Genomic DNA, 25,189 nt, shown 5'->3' on the forward strand with positions numbered 1-25,189 from the left:
ATGTCTCTACTCGACGTTAACCACCTCGACGTGCGCTTCGCGCTGCGTGGCGGCGATGTCCGGGCCCTGCGCGACGTCTGCTTCAGCCTGGATCGCGGCGAGCGGCTGGGCATCGTGGGCGAGTCCGGTGCCGGCAAGTCGGTAGCCGCCTTCAGCCTGCTCAACCTGATCGCCAAACCGGGCTATATCGCCGGCGGCAGTATTCGGTTCGACGACCAGGAGTTGATCGGTCTTAGCGATCGAAAGCTGCGCAAGGTGCGAGGTCATCGTATGTCGATGATCTTCCAGGACCCGATGATGACGCTCAACCCGGTGCTGACCATCGGTGAGCAGATGCTGGAGTGTCTCAAGGCGCACCGCCGCATCAGCTCGCGGGAAGCCCGCAGCATCTCGCTGAACAAGTTGCAGCAGGTCCAGATTCCCTCGCCCGAGGCGCGACTCGACCAGTACCCCCACGAACTCTCGGGTGGCATGCGGCAGCGTGTGATCATCGCCATCGCCCTGCTGCTGGACCCCGACATCATCATCGCCGACGAGCCCACCACGGCACTGGATGTGACCATCCAGGCGGAAATCATGGCACTGTTGCTGGAGCTGTGCGAGAAGCACAATGTCGGCCTGATCCTGATCACCCACGACCTCGGTGTGGTCAGCCAGGTCACTCAGCGCATGCTGGTCATGTATGCCGGTCGTGTCATCGAACAGGGGCCGACCCGCGAGATCATCAATGACCCTCAGCATCCCTACACCCAGGGCCTGATCAATGCCCTGCCGCAGATGGCCACGCCTGGCTCGCGGCTCAACCAGATCCCCGGCAGCATGCCATCGCTCTCCAACCTGCCGAGCGGCTGTGCCTTCCATCCGCGCTGTACCTTCGTCGAGCGCGCCGATGGCAGCCAGCGTCAGGCCTGCCATGATCAGGTGCCCGAGTTCGTGACCTCCGGCAACTGCCAGGCCGCTTGTCACATGGTCGCGGAGATGATCGAAAGCGAACGCATTCCGGCCGAGGAGCAAGACTGATGAATTCGACCGCCACACCCCCTGTGCCGGAAGACACGCAACCCCTGCTGGCGCTGCGTGGCCTGGAAAAGCGTTTCTCGCTCTCCGGCGATTTTCTCGAACAGCTTCAATTCAAGGGTGGCAAGCTGGTCCGCCACCAGGAACACGTGCACGCCATCAATGGCGTCGACCTGGACATCCAGCGCGGCGAAGCATTGTGCGTGGTAGGTGAGTCGGGCTGCGGCAAGTCCACCGTGGCGCGGACCGTGATGGGCCTGATCACGCCGTCCGCCGGCGAGGTCCACTACGCCGGCCAGCGTATCGACGACCTCTCCACGCGGGAGTTGCTGCCCTATCGACGACGCATGCAGATGATCTTCCAGAATCCGTATGCCTCGCTGAATCCGCGCATGACGATCCAGCAGACCCTGGAGGAGCCGATCCGGCTACATCACCCCGACTGGACGGCGCAACGCATCAAGGAGAAGGTCGGTGATGTCATGCAGTCGGTAGGCATTGATCCGGACTGGGGAGCGCGCTATGGCCACGAGTTTTCCGGCGGCCAACGCCAGCGCATCGCCATTGCCCGTGCGCTGGCGGTCGACCCCGAGTTCATCGTCGCCGACGAGCCGATCTCGGCGCTGGATGTGTCCATCCAGGCTCAGGTGCTCAACCTGCTGATGGAAGCCCAGCAACGCCACAACCTCACCTACCTGTTCATCACCCACGATCTTGCCGTGGTCGAGCACTTCGGCACCCGGGTGGCGGTGATGTATCTGGGGCGGGTCTGCGAGGTCGCGCCTACCGCTACGCTCTTTGCGACCCCTCGACACCCTTATACCCAGGCCCTTATGTCGGCGATTCCACGACTCGAGGATGACCGGCCGCAGCATATCCGCCTGGAGGGCGAGGTGCCGACGCCGGTGAACCTACCGTCGGGTTGCGTCTTCCATGGTCGTTGTCCGCACGCCGAGATTCGTTGTCGCGAGGAAGTGCCCGCGCTGATCGCTACCGATGATGGCGGCCAGGTCGCCTGCCATGCCGTGGAAGAGGGACGTATCTGATGCCTCGGGGCGTTTCTGGCATAATACGAGCGTTCTAATCCAGGCGAGAGCCCGCCGATCCGGGCCCTCGCCCGGCATTCAAGACGCTATCCGAAACGTCGTGACGCCGAGCCCGGTTGATGGCGATCCCGTCGACCGGTCTCGGCATGAGGGCTGACATGGAAATACGCTGGTTGGAAGATTTCATTGCCCTGGCACATACCCGGCATTTTTCCCGGGCGGCCGAGGAGCAGAATGTTACCCAGCCGACCTTTTCGCGGCGCATTAAACTTCTCGAAGAGGAAATGGGGGCGACCCTGGTCAACCGGCAGACACTGCCGCTGTCCTTGACGCCCGAGGGAGAGGAGTTCCTGACGTTGTGTCAGGATGTGACGCGTCGTGTGGCCAATACCCGGCAACGCCTGGGACATCTCGCCGAGAGTCAGGCCGGCAGGATTCGCCTGGCTGCCCCCCAGAGCCTGCTGGCCAACTTCCTGCCGGAATGGCTCGACAGTTGGATGACACCGCCACCGGTTCAGCCTTATCTGCGTGCAACCGCCTGGCTGGTGAACGACTATTTTCAGGCACTGGGACGCGATGAGTGTGATCTGGTGCTGTGCTACTGGCCCGTCGGCGACTGCCCGCTGGAACTCGAGACCGAGGCCTTCGAATACCGACGGCTCGGGGATGAGCGCCTGGTTCCCGTATCGTTGCCGGAGGCGGATGGGCGTCCTCGCTTCGGCCTGGAGGGAGGCGGTCGCCGCTCGCTCCCCCTGATTGCCTACCATCCTCGGGGCCTGATCGACACGGCCATTCGTTGCCATCTCGAGAGGCTATCCGATACGCCGACATTCAGCGTGCTCAACGAAAGCATCCAGAGCGGCAATATTCGCGAACTGGTCGGTCTAGGATACGGGCTCGGTTGGCTTCCAGGCCGCAGCGTTGCACCGGCACTGGCTGCCGGGCAGCTGGTGCCCGCGGGAAGCAAGCGTTGGGAAGTGCCATTGGAGATTCGCCTCTACCGGCGTCGTCATGTCGCACATGAGGCCGTGGAGTCGCTCTGGCAGGCCCTGGCGCATGGAGAGGGAAGCCACCCATGATCGCAGAACGGCAGCTTGCCGACTTTCGGCCAGCCCCGGGGTTTGCCAATCGTCATCTGCAGACCCTGTTGCCACGTGCCCTGCCCCGGCCGGCGCCGTCTCTCGTCGAAGAAATCTTCGAGCTGCCCGATGGCGATTTCGTCGAACTCGCCTGGGTCGAGGCACCAGCCCTGCCTGACGAGACGCCCCTGCTGGTCCTCTTCCATGGCCTGGAAGGCTCGGTAGATTCCCCCTATGCGCGCCATCTGTTGGGTGCTGCCCAGCGTCGTGGCTGGCGGGCGGTCCTGATGCACTTCCGCGGGTGCGGAACGCGGCCCAACCGATGCCCGCGAGCCTATCACAGTGGGGACACGGCCGATGCTCGCTGGCTGCTGGAGAACCTCGCCCGGCGGTATCCCGCAGCACCAAGGGTTGCACTGGGCGTTTCACTGGGCGCCAACATGCTGTTGAAGCTGGTGGCCGAGGATGCCGACAATGCGCTGGGATTATCCGGCGCCATCGCCGTGGCACCACCGGTGGACCTGTCGGCCTGTGCTGACACGCTGGAGCGTGGCGTCGCCCGGCTCTATCAGCGACATCTGCTCGAGGCGCTCAAGGCCAAGGTGGCACCCCGTCTGGCACGTCATGAACTCCCCCTGGCGTTGACCCAAAAAGACCTGGCGAACTGCACTACGCTGAGGGCCTATGACGACGTGATCACAGCCCCCCTGCACGGGTTCCAGAATGCAGCGGACTATTATCATCGCGCCTCGGCCGGCCCACTGCTCGCTGGTATCCAGTTGCCGACACTGATTCTGCATGCCGACGACGATCCCTTCATGCCGCCGGGGCTTTATGATGACATGTCACTCGGCGCCGGTATCCGCCTGGAAACGGCCCGCCATGGTGGCCATGTCGGCTATGTGGAATGGCGAGACGGTCGCCCCGCCAGCTGGCTCGCTCGTCGGGTCGAGCGACAGCTGGATGACTGGGCAGTGCCCGCTCCGGGCTCGTCACCTGTCGTCAGCTTATCGGACAGCTGACGCCGGTGCCCTTGAGGCCACAGTAGCCGCCCGGATTCTTGTCCAGGTACTGTTGATGGTATTCCTCGGCATAGTAGAACGCTTCGAGCGGCACGATCTCGGTGGTGATCGGTCCTCTGCCCTGTGACGCCAGTGCCTTGCCATAGGCGTCGCGGCTGTGTTCGGCCAACAGGCGCTGTTCATCATCGACGGTCAGGATGATCGAACGGTACTGAGGTCCGATATCGTTGCCCTGCCGGTTTCCCTGGGTCGGGTCGTGTGCTTCCCAGAAGTGGCGCAACAGGGTATCGAGATCGGTCTCGGCCGGGTCGAAGACCACCCTGACCACTTCGGCATGGCCAGTACGAGCGGTGCAGGTTTCCTGGTAGGTCGGGTTCGGTGTAACGCCACCGGCATAGCCCACGGCCGTGACATGTACCCCGGGCAATTGCCAGAAAAGGCGTTCGGCCCCCCAGAAACATCCCAGTCCCAGCACGATCTCCTGCATGCCGTCGGGCCAGGGGGGTGTCATGCGCCGTCCATTGACCCTGTGCAGGGCAGAAATCTCCATCGGTGTATCGCGCCCCACCGGGGCATCGGCCGCTTGTGCGCTCATCTTTCCTTTCCTCGTCTGTCACCTGTGGCTCACATGCCCGACCCTTACTCGAGGGACGGTGGATCGCCCGGCAGGCTGAAGGTGTAGATCAGATCCACCGCCTGGGAAGCACCGGAGACGGCTTCCACGTAGAGGTTGCGCCACAGCTTGTAGCGCAGGGTCAGCTCGGCGATGGGTGAGAAGACCCCCACACCATATCCGACACTCAAGCGGTCGGTCAGGTTGCCGGTGACCATCACCTGGCTGTCCTCACCGCTTCCCGCGGAGTCCAGGCGCAGGTCCTGGATGCCGAAGACCTCGCCCAGCGCCCCCACGGTACCACCGGCCTGCCCCAGGCTCAGGCCGATCAATGCCGAGGTCAGGGCACCATCGGCGCCGCCACTGGCATCCGGTGCGCGGCCACGCAGCACATAGGACAGTGCACGGGACTCGTCCATGGCCGGCTCGGAGAAGATCTCCAGACTCGGACTCGAAGCCGGTCCGGACACCTGGATGCCGGCAATGACATCGTCCTCGGTGCTGTCGGGGTTGCGAATAGCCTCGAAGTCCAGCAATGGCTCACCGGGTGGGCCGCTGAAGTAGAGGATGCCCTCGCGGATGACCAGGTCCTGGGCAAAGGCGCGGAAACGTCCGTCTTCGAGATTGACGTCGCCGAAGATCTGTACCGGCCCGCCTTCCTGGCGGACTTCCAGGTTGCCGGCCAGGCCCGTCTGCAGGCCATAGGCCGACAGGCGCATGTCGGGCCCGAGTGCCAGGGTGACACGCACGTCCATCGCCATGCCGGCCTCGGCCATGGCGTCGGCAGTGGACTCGCCCGTCGCCCGGGCGGCCGCTCGGGCTTCGGCTTCCTCTCGAGTGACGATCACCTCATCGGGACTCGCGGATACGGCCGAGGCCGGCACCTGCCCGACTTCCAGGCGCGCCCAGGGGATGCGGACCTCGCCACGTACCCGCAGGCGCTCGGGATTGGCCTGGATGCTCAGGTCCGGGGCGAGGCGTAAACGGCCGAAGCCCGACAGCGATGCCTGCAACGGCTCATCATTGCCTTCCAGGTTCAGGGCCACCTGCCAGGCATCCGCGGCGGGCCAGCTGGCATCGCCCTCGACCTGCAAGCGTCCTCGCTCGCTTGCCACAAAACCATCGAGATCGGCCCGGTCGCCATTCAGGTTTACCGTCAGGCGGCCGTCCGTCACCGACAGAGGCAGCCCCATTCCCACGGCCCGCAGGCCGGCGAGTTCGAGGCTGCCGTCCAGCCGAGGTTGGTCCCGGTCGCCGGTGATCCGGACATTGCCTCCAAGCCCGCCCTCCAGGGTCTTCACGTCGGTGACCAGAGGGCGATAGGGGCTCAGGCGCAGGTCATCGACGCTGAGTTCACCATCCAGATCTCCCGCCCCCATGGGGTCGTCGACGCCCAGGTCGAGGCGTACCGCCCCGCTGTCGCCCAGCGTCAGCGCCAGGTCGATATCGGCGCGGGACGGGTCGGCCTGCAGATCGATGCTGAGTCCCGTCCCGGGCACCGTCCAGGGGTTGCCGTAGGCGTCCTGACCGGCGATCTCGACCTCGCTGTCGAGGTCGGCCGCGGCCTGCCAGGCAGCTCCGCCGCGCGACCATTCGGCCGTCAAACCGCCCTCGGTGGTGCCGTCGATCCGCCACCCGGCCGGCATCGCATCGTTGATCATGTCCATGGGCAGCTCACGGATGGCGAGTACCGCCCGGCCGGCATCGGGCGATGCCGACAATGACTCCTCGAGACACAGGCCGCCCCCCTCGTCGCGCCGCAGGCAGAACGGCTGCACGTCGACTGCGCTCGAGGCAAGGTCGGCATCGAAGACCAGGGCGTCATCGAGAGCCAGACGACCGTAATCGGTCTCGGCCTCGAGCGGCGTCAAGCGGCCGCTGTAGTGCTGGCGCTCGCGGTCCATGGCGCCATTCAGGGCCAGATTCAACGACGACAGCAGGCCATCCGCCGGCCCGGCGATATCCAGCGTCAGACGATGCTCCGAGAGACGCCCGTCGAGGTTCAGGTCGATGTCATCGAAGGCCTGACCGCCAGCTTCGACGCCCTCGGCATTCAGCGTGAGGTCGAGGCTTGGATCCTCGAGGCCGGCGACTTCGCCCGCCAGGCTCAGGATGTCCACGCGGTTCTCGGCAAAGGCCAGCCCCTTGCCGCTCAGGTCCAGGTCCAGTTGAGGCGCTTCGAGACTGCCCGAGGCATCGATGCTCCCCGAAAGCGCCCCCGCCAGTGCCGGGTACAGGCTCTTCAGTGCCGGCATGTCCAGGTCGGCGTTCACTCCGAGCTGCTCGGGCGTTACCTGGCCGCTGGCGCTGAGGCGATTGTCGCCCTGGCGGAATTCGAGGGTCCGGATGTCCCAGTGCATCCGGCTATCACCGGCAAGCGCCGTGTCAAGGTTCAAGGGGTACTCGGCAAGGGTGCCATTGACGTTCAATGCGGGCACCTCGACCCGCCAACCGTCGGCATCCTGAGTGAAAGAAATCTCGGCATCGCCGTCAAGCCGGCCCGTGAGCCCTTCGACGAAGGGCTCGGGATCCACGTCCTGCAGGGCCAGGCTAGCCGCGACGGCCAGGCCGTCGGCCCAGTCGATCCGACCCTGGGTGGTCACGCGGGACTCGTCCATCTCGAGGGCCAAGGGTTCCCAGATGAAATGGGCCAGGTCTCCGCGCCCGCTGAGATCGAGCCGGGTGCGCGGTAGCTGCGGCCCCTGGGCGGCCAGGGAGAGTCGGGCACGATAGTCGGTCAGCTTGCCCTCGGCCTCGAGCGAGAGGTCCTCGGCTCGCCACGGGGCCGGTGGTGTGCCACCCGATTCGCTGTCCTCGCCATCGTCCGGTGTGGCCGCCTCGCTGACCTCGCCCTCGGCGCCGGGAAGCGGCCACTGTAGAGCGGGACTCTGAAAACTGGCGGTGAAAGGCAGAGTCGGGGCCAGGGTATCGAGATTGGCGGCAAGGCGTGTCTCGACAGGTCCGGTCGTGACCAGATTCACCTGCAGGTCGGCGAGATCACCACTCACCTCGAGCTCGATGCGCTCGCCTTCCAGCGCCGGCATACGCTCGGGCAGATAGAGATCGGCGTCCAACCGGGCGTCCAGAGGATAATCGCCACTCAGCGTCACTCGCGCCTGTAGCCTGGCATCGGCCTCCGGGCTGGCGACCGATAGCGGCGAGATGGCGATCTCCTGGTCACGTGCCGTGACACTCAGTGCCAGTTCTTCGAGCCGATAAGAGAAGGCGCCTTCCACGGCAGCATCCGTCACCCTCAGTTCGGGCACATCGATCGCCAGCGGAAGATGGATGTCCGGCAGTTCGATGCGCGATTTCTCGTCCAGCGGTTGACTGGCCATGCCGGCGGCTTCGGGGGCCGCGCCGGCGGGCAACGGCGAATGAGCAGAAATGGCGGCATCGATGGCCGCTGCCGTCAGGATCGGCCCTTCATGCTCGCTTTCGCTGAGCGCGATCTGATTGCCTGCCGACAGCGGCAGGGTCAGGCGTGTCCCTGCCAGGCGAGTCGGCAGCAGCCGTAACGTGCTCGCCTCGGCCACCGCGCCGGTGGTGAAATTCTCCCAGCGCAACCGGGTGCCGTCGGCGAGTCGGATGTCGACGTCGCTCAGGGCCACTTCGCGCAGTTCGATGGGAAACGGCAGTTCGATCGGGTCCGGCAGTCCCCCGCCTTCACCTGGCTCGCCTTCGGCCGGAGGCGGTGCATCGCTCGAGCCGAGCCGTACCCGGGTACCCTGCACATCGAGACGATCCAGACAAAGCCGGCCATCGAGCAGGCAATCGTCGGCCCAGGCCAGCTCCAGCCGCTGGATGGCCACACTGGCCGGACCGGCATCGAGACGAAAGTCCTCGATTATCAGGGTATCCAGCGGGGCACCTTCGGCACTGGAAAAGTCGTAGAACCCCATGCGTTTGCCCTGGTCGAGCAGCAACCCGGTCCCCCAGGGGGAAAGCGCGATGCCCAGTGCCAGCAGCAGCAGGCCGATGAGCCAGATCGGCAACAGGATCAGCAGACGGGCCAGGGCCCAGGTCAGGCGGCGAACTCTCACGTGGCGGCCTCTCAGAATTCCGGTCCGATGGAAAAGTGAATGCGGAAGGCATCCTCGTCATCGAAGGGGTGAGCAACGTCGAAGCGGATCGGTCCTACCGGCGAGATCCACCGAACGCCCAGGCCGGCACCGGTCTTCAGGTCTTCCGGCCACCAGTCGGTGAAGGCATCGCCGGTATCCACGAAGGTGGCAAGCCACCACTTGTCGGCCACTCGGCGCTGGGCTTCGATGCTGGCCACGACGCGTTGCTCGCCACCGATCAGCCGGCCTTCGTCGTCTTCCGGAGAGAGGCTCTCGTAGGCGTAGCCCCGCACACTATTGTCACCACCGGTGAAGAAGCGAAGCGAAGGGGGAATGCTATCGAAGTCACCGGTACTGATGCTGCCGATGCCGAGTCGACCGACGAACCGGTTGTCGTCACCGAGCATGCGAATCCACTGAGTATCACCGTTTACCCGCAAGAACTCGGCATCCGATCCCCAGGCCTGGTTGGCATACTGAACGGTGAGCTGCTGGCGATCCCCCCAGGTCGGGAACGTCGGGTTGCGAGTCCGGGTTCGTGACCAGCGTACCCCGGGATACAGCAGCAGTACCTGATTGGACTCCCCCGCCTGGGTAAAGTCTTCGTAGGTGCTGCGCAGATAGAGGTATTGCTCCCAGCCATTGTCGAACTTCCAGCGGCGGCCGAACTCGACACTGGCCTCCAGGGACTCGGTGTCATCGTTGTCCTTGTTGCGAATCCCGTATTGCAATTCATAGTTGTCGCGCAACGGGTCCTCGAGCGGCATGGTATAGGTGCCGCTGAATTTCTGTTCGGGACCGGAAATGTAGAGGTCGTGATCCCAACTGTGGCCATAACGATTGACCCAGGGCTGATTCCAGGTGAGCCGGGCGCGGGGGCCGACATCGGTGGCATAACCGATACCGGTCTCGAACTGGTGACGGTCGGCCGGCGTAACCAGGACATCGATGGGCACCCGGGGCGTATCGGGGGCCTGCAGTTCATCGGCCGCCTCGAGGGCCTGCACGTCGATGCGCGCCGGTGCCGGCGGCGCTTCGGGAATGCCCTCGGCATCAAGCGAGTACCACCAGCCCGCTTTCCGGGGCGGGAGTGCCAGACTCCGTGCCCCTTGGTCGAGTCGTGGGCGCACGCTGACCGAGCCAAACCACTCGGTCTGCCCGAGATTCTGATTGAAGCGGGCGACCTCCCCGGCGAGGTAAGGGGCTCCGGCCTCGAAGGGCACCAGGTTCTGGAGCCGTGCGGGCTCGATATGCTCCCCCTGGAAGTAAACGTTTCCAAAACGGTAGCGCTGACCGCTATCCAGCCCCAACGACAGGCGCGCACTGTGAGCCCAAGGGCGCACTTCCAGGCGACGCTGGGTGAAACGCCAATCGAAATAGCCGCGCTGCAGGGCCAGTCCGGAGAGCCGGCTGCGCAAGGCGTCGAAAGGCGCATGACGCAACACGTCTCCCTCCTTCTGAGGATAGGCCGCGATGGCCTCGGTGAAGGGAGCGTCTTCGGCGGCGGCGCCTTCCAGCGTGAAATTCAGGCGTTCGATGCGTACCGGCTCGCCCTTGTCGACGTCCAGCTCGACCCGGGATGGTGACGCGGGGTCATCGAAACGTACTGACAGGGTCGGGTCATAATAGCCGAAGGGACGCAACGCCTCGGACGCAAGGCGGCGTACCTCGTCCTCCAGGCGTTCGGCCTGGTACTGGGACGCATCAAGGCCATCGAGGTAGATCTCGATGTTACCGGCCAGCTTGTCTTCGACCCCCTCGATCGAAGCGTCGAGTGCCAGGGTCGGCGCCGCCACGCCAAAGCACAATGCGCCGGCCCCGAGGCGTGTGAACACGCGATTGTCCATAATATCGAAGGCTTCCTGGCTGACGTCTCGTGACTATCGCAGGGTTTCCAGCTGAGCACTCAACGCCAGTTGCGTCTGACGCAGATCACGCAGCTCCGTCTGCATTTCCTCCAGGCGTGACGACAGCGTTGCCACCTGGCTACGGTCATCTTCTCGCGAACCGGAGAGAGCTTCAATGTCGCCTTCCAGCCCCGCGACACGTTCATTCAATGTCTCCAGGTCGGCACTCAGGCTCGAGAGCCGCTCGTCGGTCTGCTCGGTCATCTCGACCAGACGAGACTCGTCCGCTTCCAGTCCAGCCTCCAGGGTCTCGAGCCGTTCGCGTAGCGCAGCGCGCCCGTCATCACCGGCACGCTCCAGGGCATCGAGGGAATTCCGCACTGCCGACAGCGTCTCGTCGCGTACCTCGGCATCTTCGGTCAGCGTGGTCAGGCGATTGGCAAGCTCGGCCAGGCGTTCCTGGGCGGGCGTCAGTGTTTCCTCTTCCCACCGTGTCAGCTGTTCTTCGATACGCGGGGCTATCCCTTCCTGACGGGCCTCGAGTGTTTTCAGACGCTCCTGAAGCGATGACAGTGCCTCGCCTCGCCCCGCTTCGGCATCGAAGCGTGCATGGACATTGGAAAGCTCACCATCGAGACGAGTCAGCTGCTGTTGGATGTCCTGATGATACCACCACCCGGCGGCCGCCAGACCGGCCAGCATGAGCAACAACAGCAGGATCAGGCACCATAGCGGCCACAGGCGAACCCTGGGAGCAGGGGGCGTACGATGGCCGGCCAGACTGGCATCCGGGTCCGGAACGATCGGTCGGTTCAACCGGCTATCTTCCGGGCGCTCTGCCATGACGATCTCCTTGAGCGATGAGACGGATGAGTGCGGCTGTGGCGGGTCGTCCCGAGGCGCCATATCCAGCCGCCGGCATTGGGCCCTCGAGGGGCGAGTGATATGATGCCGCCGACCGGACAGGCTCAGCACACTGAATAGTGTAAAGTTTTTTGTCGGCGGAGCGCACGGGGAAATATCAACGAGCGATGATATGCCACCTTCCCCACCCCGGAAGCCTCATCCTTCTCCCGAGACCTTGCCCCGACCACCGTGACGACGAGGAGACACCTGACCATGGCATTCGAATTGCCTGCACTGCCGTACGAGAAGAATGCACTGGAACCGTACCTCTCCGCCGAAGCCCTCGAATATCACTACAACAGGCATCATCAGGCCTGCATTACCCGGCTCAACCAACTGATCGAGGGAACAGCGGATGCCGACAAGTCGCTGGAAGCGATCATCACGTCAGCCTCCGGCTGCCTGTTCGAGCAGGCAGCCCGGGCCTGGAACCATACCTTCTTCTGGCATTGCCTGTCGCCCAAGGGCGGTGGCAAGCCGAAGGGGGCACTGGCCGAGGCCATCGATACCGAATATGGGGCCTTCGAGACATTCAAGCAGGCCTTCAATGACATGGCCATGGACGATGTCGGTGCCGGCTGGGCCTGGTTGATCAAGACCGGCGACGGCGGCCTGGCGATCACCAACAGCGACGATGCCGACTGCCCTGTCGCCCATGGCCGAACTCCACTGCTGACCGTCGATGTCCGGGAGCATGCCTACTATATCGATTACCGCGATGCACGCCGCAAGTACCTGGAAAACATCTGGAAGGTCATGAACTGGGAGTTTGTCGCCCAGAACTTCGCCTGAGACGGCCTGTCCGAAAGCGGCCCCTGTCGCCCTCAAGGATCAGCACGGCGGCCGATCCCCCGATAATAGAGTCCCATGGACGCCACATAGTCCGGATCGTAGATATTGCGACCATCCAGCACCAGGCGCCCAGCAAGCTGAGACGCCAGCCGCTGCCAGTCCGGGTTCCAGTAGGCCTTCCACTCGGTGACCAGCATCAAGGCATCCGCGCCGTCTGTCGCCTCGAAAGGGTCGCCGTCGAAGCAGGCCAACAACGGGTGCTCACCGAGCCCTTCGCGCAGCGCCATGATGGCTGCCGGGTCGTGCAGCCGCACATGCACGCCCTGCGCCCAGAGCGCACGCAACAGCGTCAACACGGGAGCGTGGTCGATACGTGCCGTACCCGGCTTGAAGGCCGCCCCCCATAGCGCCACTGTCCTGCCTTCGAGACGTCCGTGATAATGCGCCCACAACTTGCGGAACAGGGTCTCTTTCTTGTGCTCGTTGATATCGAGCACCTGATCGAGCAATGCTGAATGCCGACCGCTGGCCGATTGCACATCGGCCAGACGCATCAGGTCACGGGAAAAGCTGGGGCCGCCGAAGCCGCAGCCGGGATAAAGATACTCGTAGCCGATACGCGTATCGGCCCCCATGCCCTGGCGGACGTACTCCACATCGACACCCAGGGTATCGGACAGGCCGGCGATCTCGTTCATGTAGCTGATGCGTGTCGCCAACATCCCGTTGATGGCCAGCTTGCTCAACTCGGCGGCACGTCGCGGCATTCTCTGGAAGACGTCCCGCCGACGATTGAATGCGCGCAGTAGCTCGCGCACCTGATGCTCGGCACGATCATCGTCGCAACCGAACAGCCACCGCGAGGGGCGCGTGAACGCGTCCCAGGCGCGCCCTTCCTCGAGCAGGTCGGCCAGTGCCACGGCCGTACGTCGTGTGCCGCCGAGTCGTGCCTCGAGCGCTTCGGTCTCGCCTACCGGAAAGGTGGAGTTGTTGATCAGCACCGCCGATTCTGACAGGCAGGGCGCGATGGACGAGACCAGGTCTCCGGCATCACCGCGCTGCTCCGGTGAGAGGGCCAGCCACAGTACCTCATGAGGTCTTGTGTCCGGAATCGCTTCCTCGGGTTGCAGAATATGGAGCTTGGCGTGCCGGCGTCCCTCTCTCAGATGCATCGACAGGTGGGGCTCACTGGCCAGCCAGGCACTGTCGGCCAGCGTCTCCCAGTCCGAGGAGACATGAGGACGCCACATCACATCATGTCCTACCCAGGACAGGGCCGCCGCCGCCGTGGCGGCGGCCAATTCACTGCCGATGATGACGACACGCATCCCTTACTCCTCGCCAGTGTAACGAGCGAGCAGCGCACGGAAGCCCTCACCGTAACTCGGATGACGGCGTCCGTACGCCAGGATTGCTTCCAGGTAGCCGAGCTGGTGGCCGCAATCGTAAGTGTGCCCCCGCATCCGCCAGGCATCCACGCCTTCTTCTCGACGCAGGGTCTCGATGGCATCGGTGAGCTGGATTTCGTCACCGGCGCCGGGCGGTGTCTCGGCCAGCAGCGGGAAGATACGGCCCGGCAGGATATAGCGGCCGATCACGGCCAGATCGGACGGCGCGTCTTCCAATGACGGTTTCTCGACGACACCAGCCAGCGGGCAGGCCTCCCCGGCTGCCGGGGGGGCACCTTCGGGAGCCACGATGCCGTACTTGTGAACCATGTCATGAGGCACTTCCTCGACCATCAACTGGCTGCGGCCGCTGCGCTCGAAGGATGCCACCATGCCGGCCAGGTCGTTGACGCCGCTCAGTTCACTGTCATCGACCAGCACATCCGGCAGCAGAACGGCAAAGGGCTCATCATCCCCCACGACCGGACGGGCACAGAGCACCGCGTGGCCGAGCCCGAGGGGTTCGGACTGGCGTACGCTGATGATATTGACGTCGGAAGGCACGATGGCACGCAGCTCTTCCAGCAGCTCCCACTTTTCCTTGGCCTCGAGGCTTGCCTCGAGCTCGAAGTGCTTGTCGAAATGGTTCTCGATGGCGCCCTTGCTGCCGTGAGTGACCAGCACGATATCGCGAATGCCGGCATCTACCGCTTCCTGGACCACATACTGGATCACCGGACGATCGACGATGGTGATCATTTCCTTGGGAATCGCCTTGGAGGCGGGCAGGCAACGGGTGCCGAAACCGGCGACGGGCAGAACGGCCTTGCGGATCATGAAGCGGTCCCTGTCATGTCACTGACGAATGAAATCGAGGAGCGGCATGGGAATGGGCTCCCCGGAACGGGTATCATGCACCATGATACCGAACGAGCCCGAGTTCGCCACCAGGGCGAACCGGCCAATCCCCGATGGAGAGGACAATGACGGCAAGCCAGTCCCATACGGGCAACGTCGACGAGGCAGAGATCGCCAAGTTCGAGGCCCTGGCCGAGCGCTGGTGGGACCCCACCGGCGAATTCAAGCCGCTGCATGACATCAACCCGCTGCGCCTCGACTTCATCGATGCCCGAGCAGGGCTGGCCGAACGACGGGTGCTCGATGTGGGCTGTGGCGGTGGCATTCTGGCCGAAGCCATGGCCCATCGAGGCGCCAGGGTCACCGGCATCGACCTTGGCGAAGCACCACTCGCCGTGGCCAGGCGTCACGCCGAACAGTCAGGCGTCGATATCGAGTATCAGCGCATCAGCGTCGAGGAAATGGCCGAGCAGCACCCCGCAGCATTCGATGTCGTCACCTGCCTGGAAATGCTCGAGCACGTTCCCGACCCAGCCTCCGTCGTGCGGGCCTGCGCTCGATTGGCCAAGCCCGGCGGACAGCTCGTCTTCTCGACCATCAACCGTCACCCCAAGGCCTATGCCTTCGCGGTAATCGGCGCCGAATACGTGCTGCGCATGCTTCCCCGAGGGACCCACGACTATGCCAGGTTCATCCGGCCTTCGGAGCTGGCTGCCTGGTCCCGACACGCCGGTCTCGAGATCCGCGAACAGACGGGGCTTACCTACCACCCCTTGACGCGCCGGTACCGGCTCACGGCCAACGATGTCTCGGTCAACTATCTCATGCATTGCCGACGGGAGGCGTCGTGACCCCCTGCCTGTCGATGCCCGAGGCACTGCTCTTCGACCTGGACGGCACTCTTGTGGATACCGCGCCGGACCTCGCTCGTGCGACCAATGCCCTGCGAGCGCATCACGGCATGCCCGCCCTGCCCTATCCGACGATCCGTCGCCAGGTCTCCAATGGCGGCAGTGCCTTGGTGACGCTGGCGCTCGGCCTCGACAAGGGGCATCCGGACCATGAGGCAGCGCGGGATTTTCTATTGGCTCGTTATGGCGAGGCGGTGGCCACCGATAGTGTCGTCTTCCCGCCCCTGGACCGGCTGCTCGACGCCTGGATGGCGGCCGGGCGGCCCTGGGGCATCGTTACCAACAAGCCTCGGGCCTACGCCGCCCCCCTCGTGGAGGCCCTCGACCTGTTACCGGGCGTGTTGCTGTGCGCCGACGACTTGCCCGTAAAAAAGCCTGATCCAGCGCCATTGCACGAAGCGGCATGCCGCCTGGGCGTGGCATCCGCATGTTGCTGGTATGTCGGCGACCACCAACGTGACATGCAGGCAGCTCGAGCAGCCTGCATGCCGGCAGTGGCGGTGGGCTATGGCTATATCACCGAGGAAGACGACTACCGTCAGTGGCCGGCAGACTTGTGGTTCGACACCGCCGAGGCCCTCACCACTCGACTCGTCAGCGCGCTTCGCGCGCGTGACTGGTGAGTCACCTCACGCCCTGGGCGGCTGAGCGTCGAATTTCTCGCCGTTGTGGCCGTGGCTGTCCGGCCCCATCAGCCACAGGTAGCTGGGCATGATGTCATCGGGCGATCGCAGGGTCATGGGATCTTCACCCGGATAGGCCGACTTGCGCATGGCGGTACGCGTCGCACCGGGATTGAGGGTGTTGATACGCAGGTTGCCGAGATGCTCGACCTCCTCGGCCAGCACTTCCACGAAACCTTCGGTGGCGAACTTCGAGACCGAATAGGCCCCCCAGTAGGCACGTCCTCGACGCCCCACACTCGATGAGGTGAAGATCACCGAGGCATCCGGCGAGGCCGACAGCAAGGGCAGCAAGGCCTGTGTCATCCATATCGGGCCATTGATATTGACCTGCATGACCTGGTCCCAGAGAGCAGGGTCATACTGCTCGAAGGGGGTAATGCGCCCCAGCAGGCCGGCATTGTGAAGAATGCCATCCAGGCGACCGAACTCCCCGTCGAGCGTCTCTGCCATGTCATGGAAGTCCTTGAGCGTCGCCCCTTCGAAGTTGAGCGGAAAGATCGCCGGCTGGGGCCAACCTGCCGCCTCGATCTCGTCGTAGACCGCCTCCAGCTTGGCAATGGTGCGACCGAGCAGGATGACGGTAGCTCCGTGACGGGCATAGCTCAGGGCAGCGGCTCGCCCGATGCCGTCACCGGCGCCGGTCACCAGGATGATGCGGCCGGCAAGCAGGTCACCGGTGGGCTCATAATCGATCTTGCAGCGTGTCATGGCTCACCTCGCAAGGGCGTCAGTTGCCCGATTGCTTCAGAAAGTCTTCGGCGAGACGTGCGGCACTGCTGTCGGGATATGCTTCCTGAACCCGATCGAGCAGGGCTCGACTGGCCTCGGGATCGCCCTGACGTGCCTTGAGCAGCCCAAGCTTGTAGAGCGCATCCGGTACCTTGTTGCTGTCGGGAAATGCTTCGATGACACGATTGAAGGCGGCGGCCGCCGCGTCCAGCTCCGACTCCGCGGAGTGGAGCTCGCCAAGCCAGTAATGGGCATTGGCGGTCAGGCCACTCTGCGGGTAATCGTCGATGAAGGCTTCGAAGGCTTGCCTGGCGGCACCGAAGTCCCGCTCCTGCACCTTGGCGAAGGCAGCCTGATAGGCCTCGCGTCCGGCGGCGTCGGTCTCCGAGGCACCCGCTCCCGACGCCGTCGAGGCGGTTTCCACGTCCGTTTCGTCCGACGCGCTGGTCGACGGTCCATCCTCCGTGGAGGGTGAAGCGTTTTGCCCCGTGCTCGCCAGGCGGTCCTCGATATCCATGTACTGCTGGCGGGTCTGCCTGCGCAACTGCTCGAGCTGATAACGCAGTTCCTCGACCTGACCACGCAGGCGACGCAACTCTTCCTGATTGCGTTGCACCCTGTTGAACAGCACAAGGCTGCCACCCGCTTCCTCGCGAGTGGCGGTCTGGTCGTAGAAGGTGCTATTACCGGCGGACAGATCCCTGACCTCCGGCTGCTGGGCCATGGCCGGCCATGTCACGACCAACGGAAGTCCGAGAACTCCCAGGGTACACAGTCGCTTGAGGCTCTGTTTCATCGCGTATTTCCTCGTCGCCGAATCGGCGCTCGCACGGGGAAGCGCTTGCGCGCTTCACTCCGTGTCTGTCCGGTGTCGGTTCAGTAGGCGAAGACGACCCGACGGTTCTGGGCGTAGGCTTCCTCGTTGCTGCCGCGCGCGGCGGGACGCTCTTCACCGTAGCTCACGACATCCACCTGTGACGGGGACACACCCTGCACGCTCAAGAACTCTTCAACGGCCCCGGCACGACGCTCACCGAGGGCGAGGTTGTATTCGCGGGTTCCGCGCTCGTCGGTATGCCCCTGCAGCACCACGTTGGCACCGGGGTTGTTGCGCAGGAAGCTGGCATGCGCATTCAGTACCGACTGGAACTCGGGACGGATGGCATCGCTGTCGAAGGCGAAATAGATGGTGCGCACTTCGGGAATGCGGGAATCGGCCATCTGGCCGGAACCATCCCCCAGACCACTGCCGCTGACCTGGCCGGTCCCGGCGCCGCTGGTACCGGTTCCCGCGCCACTGCCGCTTCCGGACATGGAACCATCCTGGGTGCCACCGGTGCTGGAGCAGCCGGCCACGAAAGCCAGGGATAACGCGACGGCCAGGGACCGGGCATAGGGCTTGAGTTGCATCGTAGGACTCCTTGTGCTGCTGGATCGATCAGTTCAGAAACGGTGACCACGCCGGTTCGCGTACATCACCCCGGGCGGCGGGAAGACGGAAGGACGCCCGCCCGTCCGCGGATACGGCACCCAGCACACCGCGACTTCCCTGCTGGGTGGCGAAGATTACCATGGTGCCATTCGGCGCGACACTGGGCGATTCAGCCTGCCGAGCATCGCTGATTTCGACCAGCCGGTCGTTGTCCAGATCCTGGCGAGCCACCTGGTAGCCATTGTTGCCCTTGTGGATCAGGAAAATCGCTTCGCCGTCCGGCGAGAAGCGCGCCCGAGCATTGTAATTGCCGGTGTAGGTCAATCGCTCAGGCTCACCGCCGCCAATCGACTTGCGATAGATCTGCGGTCCGCCGCTGCGATCGGAGGTATAAATCAAGCTGCGGCCATCCGGCGACCAGGAAGGCTCGGTCTCGATACTCGGACTATGGGTGATCCGCTGCAGGTCGCGCGAGCCGATATCGATGGTATAGATTTCCGGCTGCCCGTCTCGCGAGAGTGCCATGGCCAGCTTGCGGCCATCCGGCGACCAGGCCGGCGCGCTGTTCAGTCCATCGAAGGACGTCAGCTTCACGCGGCGACCACTGCTGACTTCCTGCACGTAGATCGCCGGCCGCTCGCCTTCGAACGAGACATAAGCCAGCTTTTGGCCATCCGGTGACCAGGCCGGCGACATGATCGGCTCATCCGACGTCAGCGCCTGCTGGCTGTTGTGGCCATCGGCATCGGCGACGAACAGCTTGAACGACATGTCATCGCCGACACCTTCGGATGTGACATAGGCGATGCGCGTGGAAAAGGCGCCGCGAATATCGGTGATCGCCTCGAAGACCTGGTCGCTGATGCGATGTGCGGCGGCTCGAAGCTGATCGGGACTGGCCGTCACGGTCTCGCCCAGCATGCGAGATTCGCCGCTGACGTCCATCAACTCGTAGCGCACGCGTACGCCTTCGCCCTCTCGGGACACGCGACCCACCACCATGTAGCGCGTGTCCAGGGCCTGCCAGTCCCCGAAGCGAATCTCGTCACTGCTGGCGGGTTGTTCGAACATGGCGTCTCGCTCAAGCGGATCGAAATACCCGCTGCGCTTCAGGTCGTCGGCCACGACCTGGGCCAGGTCCACTGGCAAGCCCGCGTCTTCGCTGGCAAAGGGAACCACCGCAATGGGGGTGGCCTGCTCGTTACCTCGAGTGATATCGATGGTCAGTTCGGCCTGGGCGAGCGGCGTGCAGAACAGCAGCAATGCCGCCAGCCAGGTGGTCATCAAGGCTCTCATCAGCGAATGTCCCCCGGACGGAAGTTGAGGTTGAACTCACGATAGTCCCGCTGCACCGATGCGGGCAATTCGCGCAATTCGGAAAATGGTGCCGCCGATTCCACCGCCTGGATTGCCGCGCGATCGAAGGCACTGTTACCACTGCTGCGCGCAATGCTGGCCGAGAAGACTTCGCCGGAAGGCCCCAGCCGAATCGCGACCAGTGTATTCGCATTGTCACCCACGTTGGGCGGTATTACCCAGGCTTGTTCCACGGCCTGCCGGACGAGGTTGATGAAGCCATTGGCCGCTTCCTGGGCTTGCTCGGCGTTGGCCGCCGCTTCGGCCTCGCCGGCGATGGCGCGATCGAGACTGTTCTGGGCGGCTTCTGCTGCACGCTGTGCGGCTTGCTCGCGTTGACGCTGCGCTTCGGCTTCGCGCTGGCGACGGGCCTCTTCCTCGGCCTGGCGCTGGCGCTCGGCTTCTGCCTCGCGTTGGCGCTGTTCCTCGGCTTCGCGCTGGCGGCGGGCCTCTTCTTCCGCCTGACGCTGGCGTTCAGCTTCTGCCTCGCGTTGGCGTTGTTCCTCGGCTTCGCGCTGGCGACGGGCCTCTTCTTCCGCCTGACGCTGCCGTTCGGCTTCCTGCTGTTCGCGTCGCTCGGCTTGAGCCCTGGCCTCCTCTGCCCGTCGTTCGGCTTCTTCGGCGGCGGCTCTGGCCGCTTCCAGTGCCTCGGCGCGCTCCTGTTCGGCTTGACGGCGACGCTCGGCTTCCGCTTCGCGTTGACGTTGCTCCTCGGCCTCTTGCTGGCGACGCGCCTCCTCTTCCTCGGCCCGACGCCTCGCTTCGTCGTCCGACGACTCGTCCTCCTCCGCCGATGCCGGAGGTTCGGTAGCGCGCTGGGCCTGATCGGTGGCCGTCTCGGCACTGACCAGGGTGGCCTGAACGACGGACTGGCTCGGCGGCTCGGTGTCGGATGACGGGAAGCGAATCACGCTGACCACCAGGATACCCAGGTGCAGGGCAATGGCGAGCAGGGTCGGCAGGCCATAGCCCACGCGTCGATGCTGTCTGGCCATGATCGTTCCTCAGGACTTCCCGGGTGGTGGCTCGGAAATCAACCCGACATCGGTCACACCCGAGGTCTGCAGGGTGCTCATCAGCGTCACCACCTGCCCGTAGGACACATTGCGATCACCACGGACCAGCACCTGAGTCCCCGGGTTGCGCTCCAGCAGGATGACCACTCGCTGGCTGAGTTCGTCGAGGCTCACCTGGGTCTCGTCTCCCCCGAGGCTGACGAAATACTCTCCCTGACGGTCCACGGAGACGATGATCGGGTCACGATCCTCCGTGTCCTCGATCGGTTCCGAAGCGGTCTGGGGCAGCTCTACCTCGACGCCCTGGGTCAGCATCGGCGCGGTGATCATGAAAATCACCAGCAACACCAGCATGACGTCGATGAACGGCACCACATTGATCTCGTTCATCGGCTTGCGTCGACCCATGCGATTGAAGGGTCCGTGCATGACGCCTCTCCCTCAGCCTTCGGCGGTTTCGCCGCGACCCTGCAGGTTGCGGTGCAGAATGGAATGGAATTCCTCGGCGAAATCTTCGTACTTGCCCAGCAGGCGAGACGACTCGGCGGACAAGCGATTGTAGAAGATCACCGCCGGGATGGCCGCGAACAGCCCCATGGCCGTGGCGATCAGTGCCTCGGCGATCCAGGGCGCGACCGTGGCCAGCGTGGCCTGCTGAGCCATGGAGAGCGACTGGAAGGAGCCCATGATGCCCCAGACGGTACCGAACAGGCCGATGTAGGGACTGGAAGACGCCACGGTCGCCAGAAATACCAGATGCAGGTTGAGGCGATCCTCCTCCCGCGACCAGGCCACGCGCATGCTGCGCTGGACGCCATCGAGAATGGCCTGGGGGCTCCGGGCCTTCGGCAGCAGTCGGTTGAATTCGCGAAAGCCGGCCCGAAAGATATGCTCGGTGCCCAGGGTGTCCTGCTCTGCCGGTGTTTCCCGGTACAGTTCATTGAGATCGACCCCGGACCAGAAGCGGTCCTCGAACTCACGATGTGCCTTGCGCGCACGGCGCATCACGAAGGTGCGCTGAAAGATCACCACCCAGGACAACAGCGAGCCGATCAGCAGTAACAGCATCACGGCCTGGACCACGCCGCTGGCGTTCATGATCAGGTGGGGAATGGACATGGCGTCGTTCACGGGAATCCTCGTCGGTCTTGGCTGATCAGTCGTGGCGTGGTGCCTGGTCGTCCGGGGCCAGGCCGAAGTGCTGCCAGGCCTGCCGGGTCACCACACGTCCACGCGCGGTACGCATCATCAGTCCCTGTTGGATCAGGTAAGGTTCAATGACATCTTCGATGGTGTCGCGTTCCTCGCCGATGGCCGCAGCCAGCGAGTCGACACCCACCGGCCCGCCATCGAACTTCTCGATCATCGCCAGCAGCAGGCGACGGTCCATGTGGTCCAGGCCATGGTGGTCCACATGCAGCATGTTCAGTGCCTGATCGGCGGTCTCGGCATCGATATGGCCGCCGCCGCGTACCTCCGCAAAGTCGCGTACCCGCCGGAGCAGGCGATTGGCGATTCGCGGTGTACCCCGGGAGCGTCGTGCCACTTCGGTGGCACCATCGGCATCAGTGTCCACGCCCAGCAGGCCCGCCGAGCGAGAGACGATCTCGGTGAGTTCCTCGACGGAATAGAACTCCAGGCGCTGGACGATCCCGAAGCGATCACGCAGCGGTGACGTCAGAAGCCCCGCCCGGGTGGTAGCCCCGACGAGGGTAAAGGGCGGGAGGTCGAGCTTGATCGAACGAGCAGCCGGCCCTTCACCGATGACGATATCCAGCTGGAAGTCTTCCATGGCGGGATACAGGACCTCTTCCACCACCGCGGACAGCCGGTGGATTTCATCGATGAAGAGCACATCGCCCGGCTGAAGGTTGGTGAGCATGGCCGCCAGGTCACCAGCTTTCTCGAGGACCGGCCCCGACGTCGCCTTGAGGCCTACGTCCATCTCGGTGGCGATGATGTTGGCGAGCGTCGTCTTGCCCAGACCGGGAGGCCCGAACACCAGGGTGTGGTCCAGACTCTCGCCCCGCCCTCGTGCGGCGCTGATGAAAATATCGAGCTGCTCGCGCACCCGCGTCTGGCCGATATAGTCGCTCAGATGCCGAGGACGGATGGCGTGATCGAGTCGCCCTTCACCCTCCCGGGTCTCGGCGCCGATCAGTCGATCGGTTTCCAGCATGCGAATCCTCCCTTGGGAGAGCACGGCCCGAATGCCGCCGCGCTGCCACTGCGGCGATGCGCGTCGTTCGGCGAACGATGCCGTGCTTCCTTGGCGTCATGGTCCTGGCGAACGCGGAAGACCATGGGTCAGCCCGCCATGCGGCGCACGAGCGCCGCCTTGATCATGGCTTCCGTACTGCCCTCATCTTCGAGGCCGGACAGCATGCGCGTGGCTTCCGATGGCTTGTAGCCGAGGCTGACCAGCGCGGCCTCGGCATCGGCCAGCGGGTCCTTGGCGGCGGGTGCAGAAGCGCCTGTTCCGACATCGTCGGCGGAGACGTCGGTGCCGGCCTGCCAGTGCGGGAAGCGGTCCCGCATTTCGATGACCAGGCGTTCGGCAGTTTTCTTGCCGACGCCGGGCAAACGCGTCAGGGCCTTGATATCGTTATCCATCACGCAACGGATGAAGGCGTCTTCGTCCATGCCGGACAGTATTGCCAGAGCCAGTTTCGGGCCGATGCCGTTGACCTTGATCAAGGCGCGGAACAGCGAACGTTCCTGTTCCCGGGCAAAACCGTACAACAGGTGGGCATCGTCACGGATGCTGAGATGGGTATACAGCGATACCGCCTCCCCGTCGCCGGGCAGTGCCAGCAGAGTGGTCATCGAGGCTTCTAGCTCATAGCCGACCCCGGCCACGTCCACCACCAGCCAGGGGGGCTGTTTTTCCAGCAGGGTGCCTCGTAGGCGTCCGATCATGGCGTATTACAATCCTTGGTCAAGAATCCATCGCGGCGATGCGCGCCGCGACCACTATACTGGTCCCCCAGCCGGCTTGCCAGCCCGCCTGAACGGCGTTCGACAACCCTCCCAGGCGTCGCCGGAAAGCGACGTCAGGAAGGGCGAAAATCCCGCCAGGATGCCCCCTTTCCACGTTGACGACGGCCTCCATACCCGCCTCGATTGATCAACCCCGACCGTGCATGGGCATGGGTCAAGGCGATGGCCAGCGCATCCGCGGCATCGGCCTGGGGGGAACCGTCCAATCCCAGCACGGCGGTTACCATATGCTGCACCTGGTGCTTGTCCGCCCCGCCGCTGCCGGTTACCGCCTGCTTGATCTGACGCGGTCCGTATTCGCTGACCGGCAGGCCGTGGTTGGCGGCGCAGACGATAGCAGTCCCCCGGGCCTGGCCAAGCTTGAGGGCGGAATCGGCGTTCTTGGCCATGAACACCTGCTCGATGGCGAATTCACCGGGGCCATGCACACCGATCAACTCGCTGATCCCGGCGTAGACCTGTGCCAGACGCTGGGCCAGGTCCTCCCCCCGGGTCCGGATGCAGCCGCTGGCCACGTAACGTGGTGTCGGTGTGGCGACATCCAGCACGCCGTAACCGGTGATCCGCGATCCCGGATCGATTCCCAGGATCAGCATCGCTTATTTCTCCCGGTGTCAGGCATCGTCGTGCAACGACTCCATGATGTCATCGGCAAAATCCGCATTGGTGTAAACATTCTGCACATCATCCAGGTCCTCGAGTCGATCCACCAGCTTGATGATGCGACGTCCCAGCTCGACATCCTCGATTCTGGCGACGTTATCCGGATACAGGCCGACATCGCTGGCCGTCGGCTCGATACCCGCCTCGACCAGGGCATCCTTGACCGCGCCGAAGCTGTCGGGGGTGGTCACCACCTCCAGGCGACCGTCCTCGAGGGTCTCGATTTCCTCCGGCTCGGCCTCCAGCGTCGCCTCCATGGCGGCTTCTTCGGTAACGCCTTCCGGCAGTGTCAAGCGACCCTGTCGATGAAACATGAAGGCAACCGAACCGGAAGTGCCGAGATTGCCGCCCTGCTTGCCGAAGGCATGTCGCACCTCGGAGACGGTCCGATTACGGTTGTCGGTCATCGCCTCGACCATCATGGCGACACCTTCGGGACCATAGCCTTCGTAGACGACCTCTTCCATGTCGTCGCCATCGGTATTGCCGGCGCCCCGATCCACCGCCCGCTGAATGGTGTCCTTGGTCATGTTGTTGGCCAGGGCCTTGTCGATGGCGGCACGCAGTCGGGGATTGTCGGCCGGCTCGCCGCCGCCGTGACGCGCCGCCACGGTCAATTCACGAATCAGCTTGGTGAAAATCTTGCCCCGCTTGGCATCCTGTGCGGCCTTGCGATGCTTGATATTGGCCCATTTGCTGTGACCTGCCATGGAACTCCCTCATTCAAGATGGTGAATTCGTGCCGTTTGAAACGAGACCGGCGC

The 25,189-nt window shown here is 64.2% G+C and carries 24 protein-coding genes; 7 read left to right on the forward strand and 17 right to left on the reverse strand.

The window, feature by feature from the left end; genetic code table 11:
• The 4 genes from RSO41_RS03505 (at position 1) to RSO41_RS03520 (ending at position 4,164) form a co-directional block, all read left to right on the forward strand.
• Positions 1–1,020, forward strand: coding sequence for an ABC transporter ATP-binding protein (locus tag RSO41_RS03505; protein WP_315617689.1), 1,020 nt, complete (start codon positions 1–3; stop codon positions 1,018–1,020).
• The gene (locus RSO41_RS03510; RefSeq protein ID WP_315617690.1) at positions 1,020–2,063 is read left to right on the forward strand and encodes an oligopeptide/dipeptide ABC transporter ATP-binding protein; all 1,044 of its coding nucleotides are present in this window, start codon (positions 1,020–1,022) and stop codon (positions 2,061–2,063) included. The genes RSO41_RS03505 and RSO41_RS03510 overlap by 1 nt, the downstream gene beginning before the upstream one ends.
• 158 nt (positions 2,064–2,221) lie before the next feature.
• Complete coding sequence (locus tag RSO41_RS03515) at positions 2,222–3,142, forward strand: LysR family transcriptional regulator (protein WP_315617691.1); 921 nt, start codon at positions 2,222–2,224, stop codon at positions 3,140–3,142.
• Positions 3,139–4,164, forward strand: coding sequence for a hydrolase (locus tag RSO41_RS03520; RefSeq protein ID WP_315617692.1), 1,026 nt, complete (start codon positions 3,139–3,141; stop codon positions 4,162–4,164). Before RSO41_RS03515 ends, RSO41_RS03520 begins: the two co-directional genes overlap by 4 nt.
• On the opposite strand, the gene msrA is transcribed toward RSO41_RS03520, so the two are convergent.
• Genes msrA through RSO41_RS03540 form a run of 4 tightly spaced genes read right to left on the reverse strand, consistent with a single transcriptional unit; the run spans position 4,145 to position 11,531 of the window.
• A complete protein-coding gene (gene msrA / locus RSO41_RS03525; RefSeq protein WP_315617693.1) occupies positions 4,145–4,759 on the reverse strand; it encodes a peptide-methionine (S)-S-oxide reductase MsrA in 615 nt (204 codons plus the stop codon). The genes RSO41_RS03520 and msrA overlap by 20 nt on opposite strands.
• 44 nt (positions 4,760–4,803) lie before the next feature.
• Positions 4,804–8,820 carry a translocation/assembly module TamB domain-containing protein gene (locus RSO41_RS03530; protein WP_315617694.1) on the reverse strand — a complete coding sequence of 1,339 codons (4,017 nt, stop codon included), beginning with the start codon at positions 8,818–8,820 and terminating at the stop codon, positions 4,804–4,806.
• A gap of 11 nt (positions 8,821–8,831) precedes the next feature.
• On the reverse strand, positions 8,832–10,676 hold the full coding sequence (locus RSO41_RS03535; RefSeq protein ID WP_315617695.1) for an autotransporter assembly complex family protein: 1,845 nt from the start codon (positions 10,674–10,676) through the stop codon (positions 8,832–8,834).
• A gap of 45 nt (positions 10,677–10,721) precedes the next feature.
• On the reverse strand, positions 10,722–11,531 hold the full coding sequence (locus RSO41_RS03540) for a hypothetical protein (protein WP_315617696.1): 810 nt from the start codon (positions 11,529–11,531) through the stop codon (positions 10,722–10,724).
• 276 nt (positions 11,532–11,807) lie between these two features.
• Here RSO41_RS03540 and RSO41_RS03545 point away from each other — a divergent pair, with 276 nt between their 5' ends.
• Positions 11,808–12,386 (forward strand): Fe-Mn family superoxide dismutase, encoded by a 579-nt coding sequence (locus RSO41_RS03545; protein WP_315617697.1) that lies wholly within the window; start codon positions 11,808–11,810, stop codon positions 12,384–12,386.
• 32 nt (positions 12,387–12,418) lie between these two features.
• Here RSO41_RS03545 and RSO41_RS03550 read toward each other — a convergent pair whose 3' ends face one another.
• Both RSO41_RS03550 and galU read right to left on the reverse strand, forming a co-directional pair.
• On the reverse strand, positions 12,419–13,714 hold the full coding sequence (locus RSO41_RS03550; RefSeq protein WP_315617698.1) for a UDP binding domain-containing protein: 1,296 nt from the start codon (positions 13,712–13,714) through the stop codon (positions 12,419–12,421).
• A 3-nt stretch (positions 13,715–13,717) separates the two neighbouring features.
• Complete coding sequence (gene galU / locus RSO41_RS03555) at positions 13,718–14,611, reverse strand: UTP--glucose-1-phosphate uridylyltransferase GalU (protein WP_315617699.1); 894 nt, start codon at positions 14,609–14,611, stop codon at positions 13,718–13,720.
• 146 nt (positions 14,612–14,757) lie between these two features.
• On the opposite strand from galU, the gene ubiG reads away from it, so the two are divergent.
• Positions 14,758–15,483 (forward strand): bifunctional 2-polyprenyl-6-hydroxyphenol methylase/3-demethylubiquinol 3-O-methyltransferase UbiG, encoded by a 726-nt coding sequence (gene ubiG / locus RSO41_RS03560; RefSeq protein WP_315617700.1) that lies wholly within the window; start codon positions 14,758–14,760, stop codon positions 15,481–15,483.
• A 14-nt stretch (positions 15,484–15,497) separates the two neighbouring features.
• On the forward strand, positions 15,498–16,166 hold the full coding sequence (locus RSO41_RS03565; protein WP_315618059.1) for an HAD-IA family hydrolase: 669 nt from the start codon (positions 15,498–15,500) through the stop codon (positions 16,164–16,166).
• A gap of 6 nt (positions 16,167–16,172) precedes the next feature.
• Here the strand turns inward: RSO41_RS03565 and RSO41_RS03570 are convergent, their stop codons facing one another.
• The 11 genes from RSO41_RS03570 to RSO41_RS03620 form a co-directional block, all read right to left on the reverse strand.
• On the reverse strand, positions 16,173–16,937 hold the full coding sequence (locus tag RSO41_RS03570) for a YciK family oxidoreductase (RefSeq protein WP_315617701.1): 765 nt from the start codon (positions 16,935–16,937) through the stop codon (positions 16,173–16,175).
• 19 nt (positions 16,938–16,956) lie between these two features.
• A complete protein-coding gene (gene ybgF / locus RSO41_RS03575; RefSeq protein ID WP_315617702.1) occupies positions 16,957–17,754 on the reverse strand; it encodes a tol-pal system protein YbgF in 798 nt (265 codons plus the stop codon).
• A gap of 80 nt (positions 17,755–17,834) precedes the next feature.
• Positions 17,835–18,368 (reverse strand): peptidoglycan-associated lipoprotein Pal, encoded by a 534-nt coding sequence (pal, locus tag RSO41_RS03580; RefSeq protein WP_315617703.1) that lies wholly within the window; start codon positions 18,366–18,368, stop codon positions 17,835–17,837.
• A gap of 28 nt (positions 18,369–18,396) precedes the next feature.
• Positions 18,397–19,686 carry a Tol-Pal system beta propeller repeat protein TolB gene (gene tolB, locus RSO41_RS03585; RefSeq protein WP_315617704.1) on the reverse strand — a complete coding sequence of 430 codons (1,290 nt, stop codon included), beginning with the start codon at positions 19,684–19,686 and terminating at the stop codon, positions 18,397–18,399.
• On the reverse strand, positions 19,686–20,741 hold the full coding sequence (gene tolA, locus RSO41_RS03590; RefSeq protein WP_315617705.1) for a cell envelope integrity protein TolA: 1,056 nt from the start codon (positions 20,739–20,741) through the stop codon (positions 19,686–19,688). The genes tolB and tolA overlap by 1 nt, the downstream gene beginning before the upstream one ends.
• A 9-nt stretch (positions 20,742–20,750) precedes the next feature.
• Positions 20,751–21,191 carry a protein TolR gene (gene tolR, locus RSO41_RS03595; protein ID WP_315617706.1) on the reverse strand — a complete coding sequence of 147 codons (441 nt, stop codon included), beginning with the start codon at positions 21,189–21,191 and terminating at the stop codon, positions 20,751–20,753.
• A 12-nt stretch (positions 21,192–21,203) separates the two neighbouring features.
• The gene (tolQ, locus tag RSO41_RS03600; RefSeq protein ID WP_315617707.1) at positions 21,204–21,893 is read right to left on the reverse strand and encodes a protein TolQ; all 690 of its coding nucleotides are present in this window, start codon (positions 21,891–21,893) and stop codon (positions 21,204–21,206) included.
• 25 nt (positions 21,894–21,918) lie between these two features.
• A complete protein-coding gene (gene ruvB, locus RSO41_RS03605) occupies positions 21,919–22,941 on the reverse strand; it encodes a Holliday junction branch migration DNA helicase RuvB (RefSeq protein ID WP_315617708.1) in 1,023 nt (340 codons plus the stop codon).
• A 128-nt stretch (positions 22,942–23,069) separates the two neighbouring features.
• Complete coding sequence (gene ruvA / locus RSO41_RS03610) at positions 23,070–23,681, reverse strand: Holliday junction branch migration protein RuvA (protein WP_315617709.1); 612 nt, start codon at positions 23,679–23,681, stop codon at positions 23,070–23,072.
• A gap of 134 nt (positions 23,682–23,815) precedes the next feature.
• The gene (gene ruvC / locus RSO41_RS03615; protein WP_315617710.1) at positions 23,816–24,358 is read right to left on the reverse strand and encodes a crossover junction endodeoxyribonuclease RuvC; all 543 of its coding nucleotides are present in this window, start codon (positions 24,356–24,358) and stop codon (positions 23,816–23,818) included.
• 18 nt (positions 24,359–24,376) lie between these two features.
• Positions 24,377–25,135: a YebC/PmpR family DNA-binding transcriptional regulator gene (locus RSO41_RS03620; protein ID WP_315617711.1), complete on the reverse strand. Its 759-nt coding sequence runs from the start codon at positions 25,133–25,135 to the stop codon at positions 24,377–24,379.
• Positions 25,136–25,189 lie beyond the last annotated feature (54 nt).

Origin of the sequence: Halomonas sp. I1, assembly GCF_032334135.1 — a bacterium.
GTDB lineage: Bacteria > Pseudomonadota > Gammaproteobacteria > Pseudomonadales > Halomonadaceae > Halomonas.

Bases quoted from the DNA above. Each gene is read 5' to 3' on its own strand.
- RSO41_RS03505 (WP_315617689.1), top strand. From the start codon at position 1: ATGTCTCTACTCGACGTTAACCACCTCGACGTGCGCTTCGCGCTGCGT.
- RSO41_RS03510 (WP_315617690.1), top strand. From the start codon at position 1,020: ATGAATTCGACCGCCACACCCCCTGTGCCGGAAGACACGCAACCCCTG.
- RSO41_RS03515 (WP_315617691.1), top strand. From the start codon at position 2,222: ATGGAAATACGCTGGTTGGAAGATTTCATTGCCCTGGCACATACCCGG.
- RSO41_RS03520 (WP_315617692.1), top strand. From the start codon at position 3,139: ATGATCGCAGAACGGCAGCTTGCCGACTTTCGGCCAGCCCCGGGGTTT.
- msrA (WP_315617693.1), bottom strand. From the start codon at position 4,759: ATGAGCGCACAAGCGGCCGATGCCCCGGTGGGGCGCGATACACCGATG.
- RSO41_RS03540 (WP_315617696.1), bottom strand. From the start codon at position 11,531: ATGGCAGAGCGCCCGGAAGATAGCCGGTTGAACCGACCGATCGTTCCG.
- RSO41_RS03545 (WP_315617697.1), top strand. From the start codon at position 11,808: ATGGCATTCGAATTGCCTGCACTGCCGTACGAGAAGAATGCACTGGAA.
- RSO41_RS03550 (WP_315617698.1), bottom strand. From the start codon at position 13,714: ATGCGTGTCGTCATCATCGGCAGTGAATTGGCCGCCGCCACGGCGGCG.
- galU (WP_315617699.1), bottom strand. From the start codon at position 14,611: ATGATCCGCAAGGCCGTTCTGCCCGTCGCCGGTTTCGGCACCCGTTGC.
- ubiG (WP_315617700.1), top strand. From the start codon at position 14,758: ATGACGGCAAGCCAGTCCCATACGGGCAACGTCGACGAGGCAGAGATC.
- RSO41_RS03565 (WP_315618059.1), top strand. From the start codon at position 15,498: ATGCCCGAGGCACTGCTCTTCGACCTGGACGGCACTCTTGTGGATACC.
- RSO41_RS03570 (WP_315617701.1), bottom strand. From the start codon at position 16,937: ATGACACGCTGCAAGATCGATTATGAGCCCACCGGTGACCTGCTTGCC.
- ybgF (WP_315617702.1), bottom strand. From the start codon at position 17,754: ATGAAACAGAGCCTCAAGCGACTGTGTACCCTGGGAGTTCTCGGACTT.
- pal (WP_315617703.1), bottom strand. From the start codon at position 18,368: ATGCAACTCAAGCCCTATGCCCGGTCCCTGGCCGTCGCGTTATCCCTG.
- tolB (WP_315617704.1), bottom strand. From the start codon at position 19,686: ATGAGAGCCTTGATGACCACCTGGCTGGCGGCATTGCTGCTGTTCTGC.
- tolA (WP_315617705.1), bottom strand. From the start codon at position 20,741: ATGGCCAGACAGCATCGACGCGTGGGCTATGGCCTGCCGACCCTGCTC.
- tolR (WP_315617706.1), bottom strand. From the start codon at position 21,191: ATGCACGGACCCTTCAATCGCATGGGTCGACGCAAGCCGATGAACGAG.
- ruvB (WP_315617708.1), bottom strand. From the start codon at position 22,941: ATGCTGGAAACCGATCGACTGATCGGCGCCGAGACCCGGGAGGGTGAA.
- ruvA (WP_315617709.1), bottom strand. From the start codon at position 23,681: ATGATCGGACGCCTACGAGGCACCCTGCTGGAAAAACAGCCCCCCTGG.
- ruvC (WP_315617710.1), bottom strand. From the start codon at position 24,358: ATGCTGATCCTGGGAATCGATCCGGGATCGCGGATCACCGGTTACGGC.
- RSO41_RS03620 (WP_315617711.1), bottom strand. From the start codon at position 25,135: ATGGCAGGTCACAGCAAATGGGCCAATATCAAGCATCGCAAGGCCGCA.